We start from the raw sequence: 16,396 nt of genomic DNA on the forward strand, positions 1-16,396 counted from the left end.
AACACATCATGGGTTTTCAACAAGGTCTCTCCGGCTTGAACGCCGCCAGCAAGAATCTGGACGTCATCGGCCACAACATCGCCAACTCCAACACCACGGGCTTCAAGGCCTCGCGCGCTGACTTTGCCGAGATGATCGCCAGCGCCATCGGCTCGGCCAGTGGCCAGAGCAGCGGCATCGGCGTCAACGTGGCCTCCGTGTCCCAGCAGTTCAGGCAGGGCTCCATCACTTCGACGGGCAACAACCTGGACATCGCCATCAACGGCAACGGCTTTTTCGTCGTCAAGCAAAGCGACGGCAGCATCGCCTACACGCGCGCCGGCAACTTCGGTCTGGACAAGGAGGGCAACCTCAAGACCGTGGACAACGACAATGTCATGGGCTATGTGGTGGATCCTTCGACCGGCAAGATCCAGTCGGGTGCCACGCCTGTGCCGATGAGCTTTCCCACAGGGCAGCCGATTCCCGCCAAGCAGACATCCAAGGTGAATGTGGAGCTGAATCTGGATGCACGCGCCACGGCGGCCGCCGGCGACGCGACAGCCACGCCTCCTGTTGCTGCCACGCCGCGTGCCACCTATGGCACCTCGCTGAATGTGTATGACACCCAGGGCACGGCGATACCGGTCAATCTGTATTTCGAGAAAGACGCCACAGGCAACACCTGGAATGTCTTCGACTCGCTCGATGCCACGGCCACGCCCATCGGCAAGGCCGTGTTCGACGCGAGCGGCAAGCTCACCAGCGTCACCCCCAATGCACCGACCACAGGTTCGGGCACCACGCTGAATCTCAGCGTCAGTGGCGGCACGGCCAATCCCAACGGCCTGCAGCCCTTCAATGTTGCGTTCGATTTCGGCGGTCTGACCCAGTTCGGCACCAAGTTTGCCGTCAGCAGCCTCAAGCAGGACGGCTATACCTCGGGCGCACTGACGGGTATCAATGTGGGCCGCGACGGCTCCATCGTGGCCTCCTACTCCAACGGCGTCACGCGCACCGAAGGCCAGATCGCTCTGGCGGCCTTTACCAATACCCAGGGTCTGGGCTCCATCGGCAACAACAAATGGGTTGCCACCTCCGACTCCGGCCCTGCGCTCAATGGTTCGGCCCAGACCGGCACCTTCGGCTCGCTGCAGTCGGGCGCGCTGGAAGAGTCCAACGTGGACCTGACGGCCGAGCTGGTCAACATGATGACGGCGCAGCGCTCCTACCAGGCCAACGCCCAGACCATCAAGACGCAGGATCAGGTGTTCTCCACACTCGTGAACTTGCGATAACAGGTAAGCCCCGGAGGCGCTTTGCGCCGGGGCTGCAAAGGCGATTGATTTGACGGAAGGAAGGTCAGCATGGACAAAATTATTTATACGTCGATGACTGGGGCCAATGCGGCAGCCCAGCGTCAGGCCGTGCTGGCTCACAACCTGGCCAATGCGGGCACCAACGGCTTCAGGGCCGAGATGTCCACCTTCCGCTCAGTGCCGCTGCAGGGCACGGGAGCCGGCACTCGCGTGTTTGCGCTGGAGGCCACCTCTGGCTATCAGGACACTCCCGGCCCTGCCCAACGCACCGGCCGTGCGCTGGACGCCATGGCCATGGGGCGCGCCTGGTTTGCCGTGCAGGGACTTGACGGCCAGGAAGCCTATACGCGCAACGGCGTGTTCGAGATCTCGCCCGAAGGGCAACTGGTCAACAGCAACGGCCAGGCCGTGCTCTCCGACGGCGGCGCTCCCATCGACATCCCGCCCGAGTCCACGATCTCCCTGGGTTCGGACGGCACGCTGACCGCCAAGATGGGCAACCAGCTGCCCGTGGCCGTGGGGCGTGTCAAGCTGGTCACGCCGCCCGTCGACGAGCCTCTGGTGCGCGGCGATGACGGCTTTTTCCGCGCAGCCCAGGGGGATGCGCTGCCCAACGATGAAACAGCGCGCCTGCTGTCGGGCTCGATCGAGGGATCGAATGTGAACTCCGTCGAAACCATGGTCGGCATGATCGCGGCCTCGCGCCAGTTCGAGCAGCAGATGAAGTTGCTGCAGACCGCTGAAACCAACGATAAATCCGCCAGCCAGCTGCTGAGCTTGAACGGCTGATAGCCAAAGGAATACGTCATGATCAATTCGCTGTTCATTGCCAAGACCGGCATGGAAGCCCAGCAGACGCAGCTGGACGTGATTTCGCACAATCTGGCCAACGTCTCCACCACCGGCTACAAGCGCGCGAATGCGGTCTTCGAGGATCTGATCTATCAGAACCTGCGCCAGTCCGGCTCCCAGACGACCGAGCAAAATCAGCTGCCGACAGGCCTGCATCTGGGCCTGGGCGTGCGCACCGTGGCCACCAGCCGCAACTTTCTGCAGGGCAGCCTGCAGCAATCGAGCAATGCGCTGGATGTGGCCATCAACGGCAACGGCTTCTTCGAAGTCAATATGCCCGACGGCACGATTGCCTATACCCGCGACGGTTCGTTCGAGGTCGATGCTCAGGGGCAACTGGTGACGTCCAGCGGCCTGCCCGTGGCCAACGGCATCACCATCCCGCAGGGTGCGACCAAGGTGTCCATCAGCCATGACGGCGTGGTCAGCGTCACCATGCCCGGCCAGGCTGCGCCGCAGCAGGTGGGCAATATCGCGATGAGCCAGTTCATCAATGCCGCCGGCCTGGAGCCCCGCGGCCAGAACCTCTACGTCGAGACCGCTTCCTCGGGCCAGCCCCAGCAGGGCACGCCCGGCACCAACGGTCTGGGCACGATTCAGCAGGGTTATCTGGAAGCCTCGAACGTGAATGTGGTCCAGGAGCTGGTGACCATGATCCAGACGCAGCGCGCCTACGAAATGAATTCCAAGGCGATCCAGACCTCCGACCAGATGCTGGCCAAGCTGGCACAGCTCTGATTGATCACCATGTATTGAGGAGCTGCTTGCGCTTGATGCATCTGAATTTCAGATGAAATCAACATCAGATTCATTGCTGAGCAAGCGCTATAAGCTCCTGTTTAAATAGCGTGCCTTGCGCACGCAAGGGCACAAGGGGCGAAGCGCCTGACTGCCAAGGACTTGCCGCCATGTTCAAAGCCATTGTTTCCCATTGCCCGCCGGTCTGTGCCCTCACTGCGGCCCTGCTGGTTTCGGGCTGCGTCACGCTCAATCCGCCGCCGCCCGTGGACATGCCATCGACGGCGCCTCCCGTGCTACAGCCGCGCGAGCAGACGGCCCAGAATCCCACCGGCAGCCTGTTCAACGCCAGTCGTTACCGGCCCATGTTCGAGGATCAGCGCGCCCGCATGGTGGGCGACTCGGTGACGGTGCAGATCGTCGAGCGCGTTTCGGCCAGCCAGAGCACGGACTCCAAGGTCGGACGTGCCAACGAGCTGAGCACGGGCATCACCTCGCTGCCGCTGCTCAGGGGCGGCGCCGAGAAGACGGTTGCCGATGCGCTCACCCTGGGGGCCGAGAGCAAGAACGACTTCAAGGGCTCGGGTGCCACCAGCAGCAACAACACCTTCACGGGCTCGATTGCCACCACCGTGGTCGATGTGCTGCCCAACGGCCATCTGGTGATTGCCGGCGAGAAGCAGATCGGCGTGAACCATAACGTCGATGTGCTGCGTTTCACGGGCACGGTGGACCCGCGCTCGCTGCGTCCAGGCAGCACCGTGGCATCGACCCAGGTGGCCAATCTGCGCGTGGAGTCGCGCAGCCGTGGCCAGGCCGGTGAAGCCCAGTCAATTGGCTGGTTGTCCCGGTTCTTTTTGAACGTTATGCCGTTCTGATTCTTCCGAGAATGGGCGGTATGAAAGTACTGTCCACGCTCCTGTCACTGCGCCCTGCGCACACCGCCTTGCTGGTGGTCGCAGCCCTTGGCGCCAGCGGGCTCACCCTGCCTGCGCATGCCACACGCATCAAGGAGGTTGCCGCCATCCAGGGCGTGCGCAGCAACCAGTTGACAGGCTACGGTCTGGTGGTCGGCCTCGACGGCACGGGCGACCAGACCACGCAGATGCCCTATACCAAGCAGGCACTGGCCAATTACCTGGAGCAGATGGGCATTGCCCTGCCGGCCACGGGCAATGCGGCCCAGCTGCAGCTCAAGAACGTGGCGGCGGTGATCATCACGGCCGAGCTGCCGGCCTTTGCACAGCCCGGCCAGGCCATCGACATCAATGTCTCCTCCATGGGCAACGCCAAGTCGCTCAAGGGCGGCACGCTGGTGGCGACACCACTGCGCGGCGCGGACGGCGAGATCTATGCGCTGGCACAGGGCAATGTGGTGGTCGGCGGAGCCGGAGCGGCGGCCGGCGGCTCCAAGGTGCAGGTCAATCACCTCAACGCGGGCCGCGTGCCGCAGGGCGCGCAGGTCGAGCGTGCCGTGCCCACCCCCGTCAACCAGGGCAACACGATCACGCTGGGTCTGAATCAGACCGACTTCCAGACTGCCGACAAGATGGTGCGCGCCATCAACCAGCGCATGGGGGCCGGTACGGCCATGGCATTGGACGGCCGCACGGTGCAGGTCAATGCCCCCATCGATCCGGGCTCGCGCGTGCGCATGATCGCCGAGATTCAGGAGATGCCCATCGAGACCTCCAAGCCGGCGGCCAAGGTGGTCATCAATGCCCGCACCGGCTCCATCGTGCTCAATCAGGCGGTGACCCTGGGCCCCTGCGCGATTGCGCACGGAAACCTGTCCATCACCATCAGCACCACGCCGGTCATCAGCCAGCCCGCACCGTTCTCGCAGGGGCAGACCGTGGTGGCGCAGAAGTCCGACATCCAGGTCAAGCAGGAGCCCGGCAAGGTCATCAACATGCCCAACTCGCCCCAGCTCACCGATGTGGTGCGGGCACTGAATTCACTGGGCGCAACGCCCCAGGACCTGCTGGCCATCCTGCAGGCCATCAAGGCCGCTGGCGCCATGGACGCCGAGCTGGAGGTGATATGAGCACGTCATTGCCCCATTCTTCATCCCTGGCGGCCAGCAATGCCCTGGCCGTGGATGCACGTTCGCTCAATGCGCTCAAGACGGCTGCCGGCGAGAACAGCCCGCAGGCCGCGCGCGAGACCGCCAAGCAGCTGGAATCGCTGTTCATGCGCGAGATGATCAAGAGTATGCGCGAGGCGACCATGAAGTCCGGCCTGCTCGACAGCGCGCAGGGCAATCTCAGTACCGACCTGCTGGATCAGCAGCTCTCGGTGGCCATGGCGGGCCAGCCGGGCGGTCTCACCGATGCCATCAGCAAGCAGCTGGCGCGCAGCATGGGAGTCGACGCCGCCGAGGATGCCGAAATTGCCGTGCCTTCCACACTGAGCCTGAGCCGCAACGCCTGGCGCAATGTGGGCAGCAACGGTGCCTGGAGCGGCAGCCGCAGCCAGGCTGCGCAATCGATCAATGCCTATGCACCGGCTCCCAAGGGTCGCGACAACTTCGTTACCGCGCACACCGGCGCGGCCCAGCGTGTGGCCAGCGAGAGCGGCATCCCGGCCCACTACATGATCGGCCAGGCCGGTCATGAGACGGGCTGGGGCAGGAGCGAGATCCGCAACAAGGACGGCAGCAACTCGTTCAACCTGTTCGGCATCAAGGCCGGTGGCAGCTGGACGGGCAAGGTCGCTGAAGTCACGACCACCGAATACATCAATGGCGCGCCCAAGAAGGTGACGGCCAAATTCCGCGCCTATGACTCCTACGAGGAGTCCTTCCGCGACTACGCACGTCTGATCGGCAGCAATCCGCGCTACGAAAAAGCCATGGCCCAGACCGGCTCTGCCCAGGCCTATGCCAGCGAGCTGCAAAAGGCAGGCTACGCCACCGATCCGGCCTATGCGCAAAAGCTTAGCCGCGCCATCCAGAGCGTGGCCCAGGTCACAGTCGCCAACGCCGGCAACAGCAGCACCAACGTCGCAAGCCGTCTGGGCGCCAGCGCCCGTGCCGCCCAGATCAACAAGATCACCGAGAACCAGTCATGAGTCTTCTGAACGTGGGCGCACGCGCCCTGATGGCCAACCAGATCGCCCTGCAAACCACAGGGCACAACATCGCCAACGTCAACACCGCTGGCTACTCGCGCCAGAGCGTGGCCTTCCAGACCTCGGCGGGCCAGAACATCGGCAATGGCTATATCGGCAATGGCGCCGATGTGGCGACCATCTTGCGCAACTTCAGCGAGCTGCTCAACCGTCAGGCCACGGCGGCCACCGCCGCCAGTGCCGCAGACTCCGCGCGCTCGAACTCGCTCAACCAGTTGCAGGAAGTGTTCTCCGGCGGAACCAACGGCCTGGGCGCGGCCATCAACGACATGATGAATGCGTTTGCCGATGTCAGCAGCGCTCCTACCGACTCTTCGGCACGCCAGGTGGTGCTGACACGCATGAGCGAACTGGCCGCGCGCTTCCGCTCGGCTTCGGCCCAGCTCGACGAGATGGACTACAGCACGCGCCAGCAGATGAGCAATGACGTGAATGTGGTCAACAGTCTGTCCCAACAGGTGGCGGCGCTCAATGGCCAGATCAGCAGCGCCATCGCCACGGGCCACACGCCCAATGACCTGCTCGATCAGCGCGATCAGCTGGTGCGCGACATCAACAAATACGTGCAGACCTCGCAGGTCGACGCCGGCGATGGCTCCATCAGCCTGTTCGTGGGCGGCAGCCAGCCGCTGGTGCTGGGGCAGAGCGCGGCCAAGCTCAGCCTGCAGGAGTCCACGCAGTACCCCGGCAGCGGCAAGATGAGCCTGTATTTCCAGCAGCAGGGCGGGCAGCCCGTGGAGCTGACTCCGGCCATGGCTGGTGGCGGCGAGATTGCCGGTCTGCTGCAGTTTCAGAACAACGACCTGAGCGAGGGGCGCAACCTGCTGGGGCGCATGGTGATCTCGATCGGCGATACGCTCAATACCCAGAATCAGCTGGGCCTGACCTTGTCGGGTCAGAAAGGCGGGGCGCTGTTCAATATTCCGATGACGACCACCGGCTCCACCACGGGGGCTCAATGGGTGCAGCCCGATACGCCCACGGTCACGGTCAAGGACTCGAGCGCACTCAAGGCTTCGGATTACAAGATCGTTTTCGGCAACGATGCGCCCAAGGGCAAGGTGGTGCGCCTGTCGGATGGCCAGACCACGGCCTTCAACGATCTGACGGATCTGCGCGGCATGACGATTGACGGTCTGCAGTTCGATCTCAAGAACGATGGCCAGGCCGGCCAGTCCGTGCTGTTCAGCCCTGTGGCATCGGCGGCGCACGATATTCAGACCATGGTGCATTCCGGCAACGATCTGGCGGTGGCCAATCCGGTGTCGGCCAAGATCAACTCGCTGGGCGACGCAGCCGTCCGCATGTCCAGCCTGAAGGTGGAAAAAGGCTTCGATGCCGCCGCCTTCCCCGCGGGCACCACCCTGTCTTTCGCTCCCGATGGGGCGGGCGGCATGACCTATACCATCACGCCAGCCCCCAGCGGCGTGGCTGCGACAGGCGCCTATATCTCCGGGCAGGCCATCGAGCTGGCTCCGGGGATCAAGGTGACCCTCACCGGCACGCCTGCGGTGAATGGTGCCACCAGCGATACCGTGAGCTTCGGTCCCAACAGCTTCTACAGCTCGGATACGGGCAATGCCAGCTCCTTCCTGTCGTTACGCGACGCCGTGATCTTCGATGGCGCGACAACGCTCAGCGACGGCTTTTCCACCGCCATGGCGCAGATCGGCACGCGCACGCAAAGCGCGGCCTATGCAGCCAAGCTGTCCGACTCGATTGCCAAGAATCTGGAGGGCGATCGCACCGCCGTGTCCGGTGTCAATCTGGACGAAGAAGCCGCCAAGCTGTTGCAGTACCAGCAGTCCTACCAGGCCTCGGCCAAGATGCTGCAGGTGGCTCAGGGCATTTTTGACAGCGTGATCCAGGCCGTTGGCCGTTAACCCCCTACAGCCGGAGAACAGGCATGAGCATCAACCGCATTGGCACGGCCAATATGTATGACAGCACCATCAACAACCTGGGCTCGCGTCAGAGCAGCCTGGTGGACCTGATGGAGAAGACCACGGCGGGCAAGCGCGTGCTGCGCGCCAGCGACGATCCCGTGGCGGCGGCCCAGGCCGAGCGTGCACGCACCCGCATCACCCGTTCCGAAAATGACCAGCGCGTGCTCGGAGCCCAGCGCGATGTGATTGCCCAGGGCGAGTCCGAGCTGGGCAAGGCTCATGGTGCTTTGCAGGATTTTCGTGATCTGGTGGTGCAGGCTGGCAACGGTTCGTATGACCAGGTGGCACGCGATGCGCTGGTCCAGCAGATGCAAAGCCTGCGCGATCAGATTCTCGGCTATGCCAATGCCAAGGACTCCAACGGCCTGCCGATTTTCCGCGGGCTGGGCAGTCCCGATACGCCGTTGCAAAGCACGCCTCCGGGCTCGAGCAGCCAGCTCAACCCCGGCCAGAACACCGGCAGCGACAACGGCCTGCCCATCTCTCTGGATGGCCATGCGGCCTGGTTGAACGTGCCTACCGGCAACGGGGTGTTTGTGGTGAACGGCGCTGCCTCCAATTCCGGCAAGGCCTGGGCGGATGTGGGATCGGTCACCGACCCGAGCAAGGTTACGGGCGATAGCTACACGCTGGTATTCACCAAGGACCCGACTTCCGGCGAGGTCAGCTACGAGATCAACTCCAGCTCGGCCACGGCGGCCAATCCCGTGGTTACAGCCACACCCTACAAGGAAGGGCAGGCGATTACCGTCGGTGGCCAGCAGATCAGCATCAAGGGTACTCCGGCCGACGGCGACAGCTTCACCATGTCTCCAAGCACACGCACCGATATTTTCAGCGTGCTGGATCAGGCCATTGCCACGGTCAAGGGCGGCACGGGAGGATCGACCGCATTGCAGCAGGGTCTGGGGCGCGCCTTGAGCGAACTGGATTCGGGCATGAATAGGGTGCAGGCCATGCGCAGCTATGCCGGCGACCAGCTCAAACGTGCAGACGGCCTGGAGTCCGACATGAAGGATCAGGCGCTGACGCAGGAAGGAGCCCGTTCACGCGCCGAAGATATCGATATGATCACGGCGCTGTCGCAAGTGGATACGCAGAAGGTGGGCTTGCAGGCCGCACTGCAGTCCTATGCACAGATGCAGAAGCTTTCGCTGTTCAACTACATCGGCTGATTCCGGCGGGCTCTGTCCGTCTTGATGTCTCGTCGTCTACCTGTCCAAATCCTCCATGACCCAGTCTGCCCTCAGCTCTTTGACTCTTGGTTATCGGCCGCTCTGGGGACGTACGCGACGCCTGGCAGGGATTCAGCTTTATGTGCACGAGGACTCGGGCTCCTCTGCCGATATGGCGCATTTCCTGCGCACAGTGGACGAGATCTGGAGCCGTCAGGCCCCGCCGCTCCTGATATCGCCGCAGTCCCGCCAGGTTCTGTGCAATCTTCTTGAACATGCACCTCAGGGCAGTCCCTGGATCGAGGTGCGCGGCGACTGGTTGCAGCAGGATGAAGGTATCTACGAGCTGGTGCAGAAGGCCAAGGCACGCGGGCTGATGCTGGTCTGGGGAGGAGCGCTGGCCGATGTGCCCGATGCCGATGCTGCGCGCTGCTTTGCCAGCAGCCTGCTGAGCCTGCCGCCAGAAGGAGCCGCAGGATTGCCCAATGTGGTGCGCCCAAGCCAGCCGGCGAAGGATGCGGACAAGGAGGCTGCCTCGGGCTTTTTTGCCACTCAGCCCCTGAATCTGCTGGACGGCCAGATGTACCAGAGCCTGCAAAGCCTGGAGCTGGCGCGCTCCTGCCTCGACGAGCATGAAGCGGCCGCCGTGGCCGGCTGGCCCGTGGCAGACACCATGCAGGCTTTTCGGCTGCAGCAGCCCCAGCCCTCGCGCGATGCGCTCTTCAGGCTCATGAAGGCCATCGACAAGGAACAGTCCCTGGATGTGATGGAAGAGATCCTGGGTTCGGACCCGGTGCTGGCCTATCGCTTTTTGCTCTATACCAACTCGGCTGCACTGGGCCTGCGTCGCGGCGTGGACTCGCTGCGCCGCGGGCTGGTGATGCTGGGGCTGGGCACGCTGGAGCGCTGGCTGGCCGACCAGCTGCCCCATGCCTGTATCGAACAGGACCTGGTGCCTCTGCGCACGCAGGTCGTGCTGCGCGCCAGGCTGGCCGAGCAGCTGATCGAGGCCGGGGTGAGCCTGGACCTGCAGCGTGAGATGTACTTGTGCAGCCTGTTCTCGCAGCTGGATCTGCTGCTGCATGAGCCGGTGGCCACCATCTTGCGACGCACGCCGCTGAACGAGCGCATTTTCGATGCCATCGTCACGCGCTCCGGTCCTTATGCGGCCGTGCTGCAGATGAGTCAGGCACTGGAGAGTCGTGACCCGGCGCCCATCCGGCAGCTGCGCGAGCAGGAGGAGTGGGAGGCCGAAGACCTCAACCGGATGCTGCTGCGCATGCTCAGCGAACTCAGGCTGGGCATGCCGCAAGCCCAGACCTGAGTGTCTGGGTGAGAATTCGCTAAAAACAGGCTCTATCTCCTGATAGGAAAGCGCAGGCAGCTATCAAATTGATGGATGCGCTGTGAGGCAGAGTCGTGCATAAGCAGGGCTTGGCTGCCGCTTATCCGCGCATTGCCTGGGCGCCGGATTCGGACAATTGGGATATCCAATCCGTCCGTGCGCCATGTCCGAATCTCAAGACAAAAACCTGCCCGCCACCGAACGCAAGCTGCAGAAGACGCGTGAAGACGGCCAGGGTGCGCGCTCGCGCGATCTGTCGCATCTGGCCATTCTGGGTACGGGCGCATTGCTGATGCTGATGGGCACGCAGCCCATGATCAATCATCTGCGCGAGGCCATGGCCCGGCAGCTGGTGTTCAACGCGGCGGCGGCCAAGACTCCGGCGCTGATGCTGGAGCGCTTTCAGTCCATGCTGGTACTGGGTCTGGGCATTGCCGTGATCTTTGCCCTGGTGACCACCACGGCCTCGGTGCTGTCCGGCGTGGCTGCCGGTGGCTGGATCTTCAGCTTCAAGCCCATTCAGCCGCGCTTTGGCAAGCTCAATCCCTTGTCGGGTCTCAAGAATCTGTTTTCCAAGCAGCAGCTGACCACGGTGGTCAAGATGGTGTTCATGACCATCGTGCTGGGCTTTGTAGCCTGGAAGTACATGAGTGCCAATATTGCCGAGATTGCGTCGGTTTCGGCCCAGCCATCGCCCATGGCGCTTGCCATGGTCGGCTCCTGGCTGACCACGGGCATCACCTTGCTGCTGATCGTGGTGCTGCTGGTGGCCTTGATCGACGTGCCGTTGCAGGACTTTCTCTTCAAGTCACGGCTCAAGATGAGTCATGAGGAGGTCAAGCAGGAGCACAAGGAGTCCGAAGGCAATCCGCAGCTCAAGGGCAAGATCCGCCAGAAGCAGCGCGAGATTGCCGACCGGGCCAGCGTCTCGGCCGTGCCGAAAGCCGACTTTGTGGTCACCAATCCCACCCACTATGCCGTGGCGCTGCGCTATGACGACGCCTCCATGGCCGCTCCCCAGGTCATTGCCAAGGGCACGGATCTGGTGGCGCTCAAGATTCGCGAAATCGCGGGCGCGCACCAGATACCGGTGCTGGAGTCGCCCATGCTGGCGCGTGCACTCTATGCGCATGCCGATCTGGATCAGGCCATTCCTGCCGCGCTCTACACCGCTGTGGCCCAGGTGCTGGCCTATGTCTATCGTCTCAAGGCTGCACTGAGCGGCCAGGGTCCCATGCCCGATGCCCTGGGCGAGCCCCCCGTGCCCGTGGAGCTGGATCCGCACCGTGGCCGCACCCAGCCTGCGGCGGTCGATGCTGCTGCGCAGCAAGAAGGTAATCTGTGATGTCGTCGAATCCTCTGCAACTGTTCCAGAAGTGGTCTGGCTCCAATGCCGGCGCCCTGCAAGGGATGACTGCTCCCATTCTGGTGGTGGCCATTCTGGGTCTGATGGTGTTGCCCGTGCCGCCCTGGCTGCTGGACACCTTCTTCACCCTCAATATTGCCGTGGCGCTGATGGTGATGATGGTGGCGGCCTACATGATCAAGCCGCTGGATTTCGCGGCCTTCCCTTCGGTGCTGCTGCTGACCACGCTGATGCGCCTGTCGCTCAACGTGGCGTCGACGCGCGTGGTGCTGATGGAGGGCCACACCGGCCCCGGTGCCGCGGGTGCGGTGATCGAGGCTTTCGGCCACTTCCTGATCGGCGGCAACTTTGCCGTGGGTCTGATCGTGTTCAGCATTCTGGTGGTCATCAACTTCGTGGTGATTACCAAGGGCGCGGAGCGCATTGCCGAAGTCTCGGCCCGCTTCACGCTGGACGCGATGCCCGGCAAGCAGATGGCTGTGGATGCCGATCTGAATGCCGGCCTGATCGACGAGAAGGAGGCCAAGCGCCGCCGTGCCGAAGTGGGCGAGGAAGCCAATTTCTTCGGCTCCATGGATGGTGCCAGCAAGTTTGTGCGTGGCGACGCGATTGCCGGCATCCTGATCCTGGTGATCAACGTTATCGGCGGCCTGATCATCGGCATGGCCCAGCACGGCCTGTCTGCGGGTCAGGCTGCCGACAGCTATATCCTGCTGGCCGTGGGGGACGCGCTGGTGGCGCAGATTCCAGGCCTGCTGATCTCCGTGGCATCGGCCATGGTGATATCGCGCGTGGGCAAGGACTCTGACATGGGCCGCCAGATCGTGCAGCAGCTGTTCATGTCGCCCAAGGTGCTGGGCATCACGGCCGGCGTGATGATCCTGCTGGGCCTGATTCCCGGCATGCCGCATCTGGTGTTCATCAGCATGGGCGCCTTGCTGGGCTGGGGTGCCTGGGTGCTGGACAAGAGGGAAAAAGCCCGTCTGGCCGCCCAAAGCAGTGCCCCGGCGCCCCAGCAGCAGGCTGCGCAAAATGATGGCGAAGCGACCTGGGACGATCTGCAGCCGGTGGACTTGCTGGGTCTGGAGCTGGGCTATCGCCTGATCGCGCTGGTGGACAAGAGCCGCCAGGGCGACCTGCTGACGCGTATCAAGGGCGTGCGCCGCAAGTTCGCGCAGGAAGTCGGCTTTCTGCCGCCGGCCGTGCATGTGCGCGACAACCTGGAACTCAAGCCCAGCGCCTATCGCATGACGCTGCGCGGCGTCATGGTGGGCGAGGGCGAAGCCTTCCCCGGCATGTTCCTGGCCATCAACCCCGGCGGCATCACCACGCCGCTGATCGGTACGGCCACGACCGATCCGGCCTTTGGTCTGCCCGCGCACTGGATCGACGAGCGGCAAAAGGAAGCGGCACAAATGGCCGGTTTTACCGTCGTTGATTCGGAAACCGTAATGGCGACGCATTTGTCACACTTGATGCAAGTGCACGCGGCCAAGCTGTTGTCTCGTACCGAGACGCAGCAGCTCGTTGACCATGTGGCCAAGCTGGCCCCCAAACTCATCGAAGAAGTCATCCCGAAAATGGTGCCCATCACAACGTTCCAGAAAGTGCTCCAGCTGCTGCTGGAGGACTCTGTGCACATCCGTGATATCCGTACCATCATCGAGACGCTGGCCGAAAACGCCACGCAGACGACCGACCCGGTGGAGCTGGCGCGTCGCGTGCGCATTGCGCTGTCGCCTGCCATCGTGCAGCAGATCTACGGTCCGACCCGCGAGCTCAATGTGATTGCCATCGAGCCCGGCCTGGAGCGTCTGCTGGTGCAGGCACTGTCGAATCCCAATGCGCCATCGCTGGACCCCGGCGTGGCTGAAATCCTCACACAAAAAGCGGTCGATGTGGCCAACCAACAGGAAGAGCTGGGTCTGCCCGCCTGCCTGCTGGTGCCGGACGCGATCCGCAACTCTCTTGCCAAGCTGCTGCGCCGTGTGGCGCCGCGTCTGCAGGTGCTCGCGCACAGCGAAATTCCCGAGACGCACACCATCCGCATCGGCCCGATTCTTAAAGGTGCATCCGCATGAATATCAAACGCTTTTACGCCCCGACCGCCCGCGAGGCCCTGGCCAAGGCGCGCATGGTTTTTGGCGACGGCACCCTGATTCTCTCCAACCGCCAGACGCCGGACGGAGTGGAAGTCATGGCTACGGCCGAAGAGACACTGCAGGACATGGATGCCGGCATGCAGGCCGGTTCGCCCCTGCAAAAGGCGCTGGAGCGCCGCGCCAGCGACGAAGGCATGAGCAGCCTGCGCAAGGAGCATTCGCCCCTGGCTCCCGCTGCTGCCAGGCGCAGCCAGGGCGGTGAAGCCATGAGTACGCTGGAGCATGTGCAGGCGCGCCAGACGGCCAAGGAAGAGCAGGCCCGCGAGCAGCAGGTTCAGGCCAAGCCCGTCAAGGCCATCAATGAGCTGGCCCGGCATTCCGTGCAGGACGATGTGGAACAGCTGTCCATGAGCACACTGACCTTCCAGGACTATGTGCGCGAACGCATGCTGCGCCGTCGCCATGAGTCGTCGCTGGACAGCAGCGAAGCCCTGCCCACTTTTGCCCAGCGCGTGCAGGAGCGCAATAACGAGCGCCCCGCCATGGCAGCCAAGTCTCAGGCGGCCAGCGCCGCGGTGTCTCGCCACAATCCTCTGCGTCCCGAGAAGATTCAGCTCAAGGAAAGCGCCAGGCCCGCGGCCGTCGCTGCCCCACAGAACTTCATGCAGGAGATGCAGTCCATGAAGGATCTGATCGAGGAGCGCTTCAACACGCTGACCTGGCTGGGCCAGACGCGTCAGAACCCGATCCAGTCCAGCCTGATGCACAAGCTCATCCGTGCCGGATACTCGCCCGCACTTGCACGTGCGCTGATCGAGAAGCTGCCGGAGACGCTCTCCGCTGGCGACGCCGTGCGCTGGCTGATGCAGGTGCTGGAGCGCAATCTGCGCACCGATGCCGCCCAGCCCGCCATCTACGAGCAAGGCGGAGTGTTTGCCCTGGTCGGCGCGACCGGTGTGGGCAAGACCACGACCACGGCCAAGCTGGCGGCGCTGTGCGCGGCCAAGCATGGTCCTGCATCCGTGGGCCTGATCACGCTGGATACCTATCGCATCGGTGGTCATGACCAGCTGCGCACCTATGCCCGCATGCTGGGCATGGTGGCCCATCAGGCCCATGACAAGGCCGCGTTGCAGGACCTGCTGGGTCTGCTGCAAAGCAAGAAGATGGTGCTGATCGACACGACCGGCGTGGCTCCGCGTGATCCGCGCAAGGATGAGATCATGGATGTGTTGGCCATTGAGGGCGTTCAGCAGTTGCTGGCCGTCAATGCGGCCGCACAGGGCGACGCGCAGGACGATGTCATGCAGGCCTTCAAGGCGCGCGGCTCGCAGCATGCCATCCTCACCAAGGTCGATGAAGCCGTGAAGGTCGGTCCCTCGGTGGATACGCTGATTCGTCATCAGATCCAGCTGCGTGGTGTGACCAATGGTCAGCGCGTGCCCGAAGACTTCGAGCGCGCCAATGCGCAGTTGCTGGTCTCGGCCTCCATGCGCTCGGCTGCCAAGTCGGCGTTTGATCCGCAGTCGCTGGATCTGGACTTCTTCTTTACCCCTTCGTCCGCCAGCGGCGCAGAGGCTGCCCATGCTTGAGCGCCGCTCGCCCCTGCATCAGGGCATGGCTCTGCATATGAGCGATGCCAGCACCGCCGGCTTGCGCGTGCTGGCCGTGCTGCACAGTGCGTCAGGTGCCGCTGCCGAGCAGGCCGTGCTGTGGCCGCTGTGCGCCCAACTGCAGCGCCTGGGCCAGAAGGTGCTGGTGCTTGATGGCAGCCAGGCCGAATCCTTTCACATGCCAGGTCTTGCCCAGCTGCTGGCGCAGCATGCCTGGCAGGCCCAGGCGGGACTGCGCGCAAGCATCGGCGATGCCCAGTCGGTGGCCAGCCTGCCGGCGCGGCAGGGTCTCAAGCAACTGAAGGCCTCGGCCGACGAGATGGGGCTGGGCATGCTGACGGCCCTGCAAGCCTATGTGCGCGGCTACACCACCGTGATCATCTATGCGAGCAGCGAAACCTTGACGCCGCTGCTGCAAGGTCAGGGCCTGCAGCCGCTGCTGGTCGTACCGCCCGATTCCGAGCACCTGATCGAAAGCTACCGCCAGCTCAAGCATCTGGCTGTGTTTGCCGGCGTGGAATGCACGATTGCCGCACTGGAAGCGCCGCTGACAGCAGACGGTCCACAGAAATACGACTGGAGCCGCAAGCAGAGCAGCTCGCAGACGGCCAAGCAAAACGCTCAGACACGCTTGCAGCGTCTGAATGCGCTGCTACAGTGTTCGCAGCGCCACCTGGGCGATGCCCCGGTGCTCATGCGCCTGCGCTGGCGTCAGGCCAGCGATCTGCATCAGCTCACGCTGCACATGCTCAAGACGGCCTGCATCCTGCCCATGCATGCCCAGCCCACGGCGGCTGCCGCGCCTGAATCTCTTGTCTGGAGCCATTGA

Annotated in this window: 13 protein-coding genes; all 13 read left to right on the forward strand. The window is 63.6% G+C overall.

The genetic code is table 11. The features are described from left to right. The first annotated feature begins 8 nt into the window (after positions 1–8). The 13 genes from flgE (at position 9) to CTR2_RS02195 (ending at position 16,396) form a co-directional block, all read left to right on the forward strand. On the forward strand, positions 9–1,277 hold the full coding sequence (gene flgE, locus CTR2_RS02135; RefSeq protein ID WP_087085298.1) for a flagellar hook protein FlgE: 1,269 nt from the start codon (positions 9–11) through the stop codon (positions 1,275–1,277). A gap of 69 nt (positions 1,278–1,346) precedes the next feature. After that, positions 1,347–2,087 (forward strand): flagellar basal body rod protein FlgF, encoded by a 741-nt coding sequence (locus tag CTR2_RS02140; RefSeq protein ID WP_003065527.1) that lies wholly within the window; start codon positions 1,347–1,349, stop codon positions 2,085–2,087. Positions 2,088–2,105: 18 nt separating this feature from the next. Next, positions 2,106–2,888 carry a flagellar basal-body rod protein FlgG gene (gene flgG / locus CTR2_RS02145; RefSeq protein WP_003065524.1) on the forward strand — a complete coding sequence of 261 codons (783 nt, stop codon included), beginning with the start codon at positions 2,106–2,108 and terminating at the stop codon, positions 2,886–2,888. A gap of 170 nt (positions 2,889–3,058) precedes the next feature. Further along, on the forward strand, positions 3,059–3,766 hold the full coding sequence (locus tag CTR2_RS02150) for a flagellar basal body L-ring protein FlgH (protein ID WP_087085297.1): 708 nt from the start codon (positions 3,059–3,061) through the stop codon (positions 3,764–3,766). 20 nt (positions 3,767–3,786) lie between these two features. Beyond that, complete coding sequence (locus CTR2_RS02155; protein ID WP_003065520.1) at positions 3,787–4,935, forward strand: flagellar basal body P-ring protein FlgI; 1,149 nt, start codon at positions 3,787–3,789, stop codon at positions 4,933–4,935. Next, positions 4,932–5,960, forward strand: coding sequence for a flagellar assembly peptidoglycan hydrolase FlgJ (gene flgJ / locus CTR2_RS02160; RefSeq protein WP_057094470.1), 1,029 nt, complete (start codon positions 4,932–4,934; stop codon positions 5,958–5,960). The genes CTR2_RS02155 and flgJ overlap by 4 nt, the downstream gene beginning before the upstream one ends. Then, positions 5,957–7,903: a flagellar hook-associated protein FlgK gene (gene flgK / locus CTR2_RS02165; RefSeq protein WP_087085296.1), complete on the forward strand. Its 1,947-nt coding sequence runs from the start codon at positions 5,957–5,959 to the stop codon at positions 7,901–7,903. The genes flgJ and flgK overlap by 4 nt, the downstream gene beginning before the upstream one ends. A gap of 23 nt (positions 7,904–7,926) precedes the next feature. Beyond that, positions 7,927–9,141: a flagellar hook-associated protein FlgL gene (gene flgL, locus CTR2_RS02170; RefSeq protein WP_087085295.1), complete on the forward strand. Its 1,215-nt coding sequence runs from the start codon at positions 7,927–7,929 to the stop codon at positions 9,139–9,141. 55 nt (positions 9,142–9,196) lie between these two features. After that, positions 9,197–10,465, forward strand: coding sequence for an HDOD domain-containing protein (locus CTR2_RS02175; RefSeq protein ID WP_254913470.1), 1,269 nt, complete (start codon positions 9,197–9,199; stop codon positions 10,463–10,465). A 184-nt stretch (positions 10,466–10,649) separates the two neighbouring features. After that, on the forward strand, positions 10,650–11,831 hold the full coding sequence (gene flhB / locus CTR2_RS02180) for a flagellar biosynthesis protein FlhB (protein WP_003065511.1): 1,182 nt from the start codon (positions 10,650–10,652) through the stop codon (positions 11,829–11,831). Beyond that, positions 11,831–13,933, forward strand: coding sequence for a flagellar biosynthesis protein FlhA (gene flhA / locus CTR2_RS02185; protein WP_087085294.1), 2,103 nt, complete (start codon positions 11,831–11,833; stop codon positions 13,931–13,933). The genes flhB and flhA overlap by 1 nt, the downstream gene beginning before the upstream one ends. Further along, entirely contained in the window at positions 13,930–15,546 is a 1,617-nt protein-coding gene (gene flhF / locus CTR2_RS02190) for a flagellar biosynthesis GTPase FlhF (protein WP_087085293.1), read from the forward strand. The genes flhA and flhF overlap by 4 nt, the downstream gene beginning before the upstream one ends. Continuing rightward, the gene (locus tag CTR2_RS02195; protein ID WP_087085292.1) at positions 15,539–16,396 is read left to right on the forward strand and encodes a hypothetical protein; all 858 of its coding nucleotides are present in this window, start codon (positions 15,539–15,541) and stop codon (positions 16,394–16,396) included. The genes flhF and CTR2_RS02195 overlap by 8 nt, the downstream gene beginning before the upstream one ends.

Origin of the sequence: Comamonas thiooxydans, from assembly GCF_002157685.2 — a bacterium.
Taxonomy (GTDB): domain Bacteria; phylum Pseudomonadota; class Gammaproteobacteria; order Burkholderiales; family Burkholderiaceae_C; genus Comamonas; species Comamonas testosteroni_H.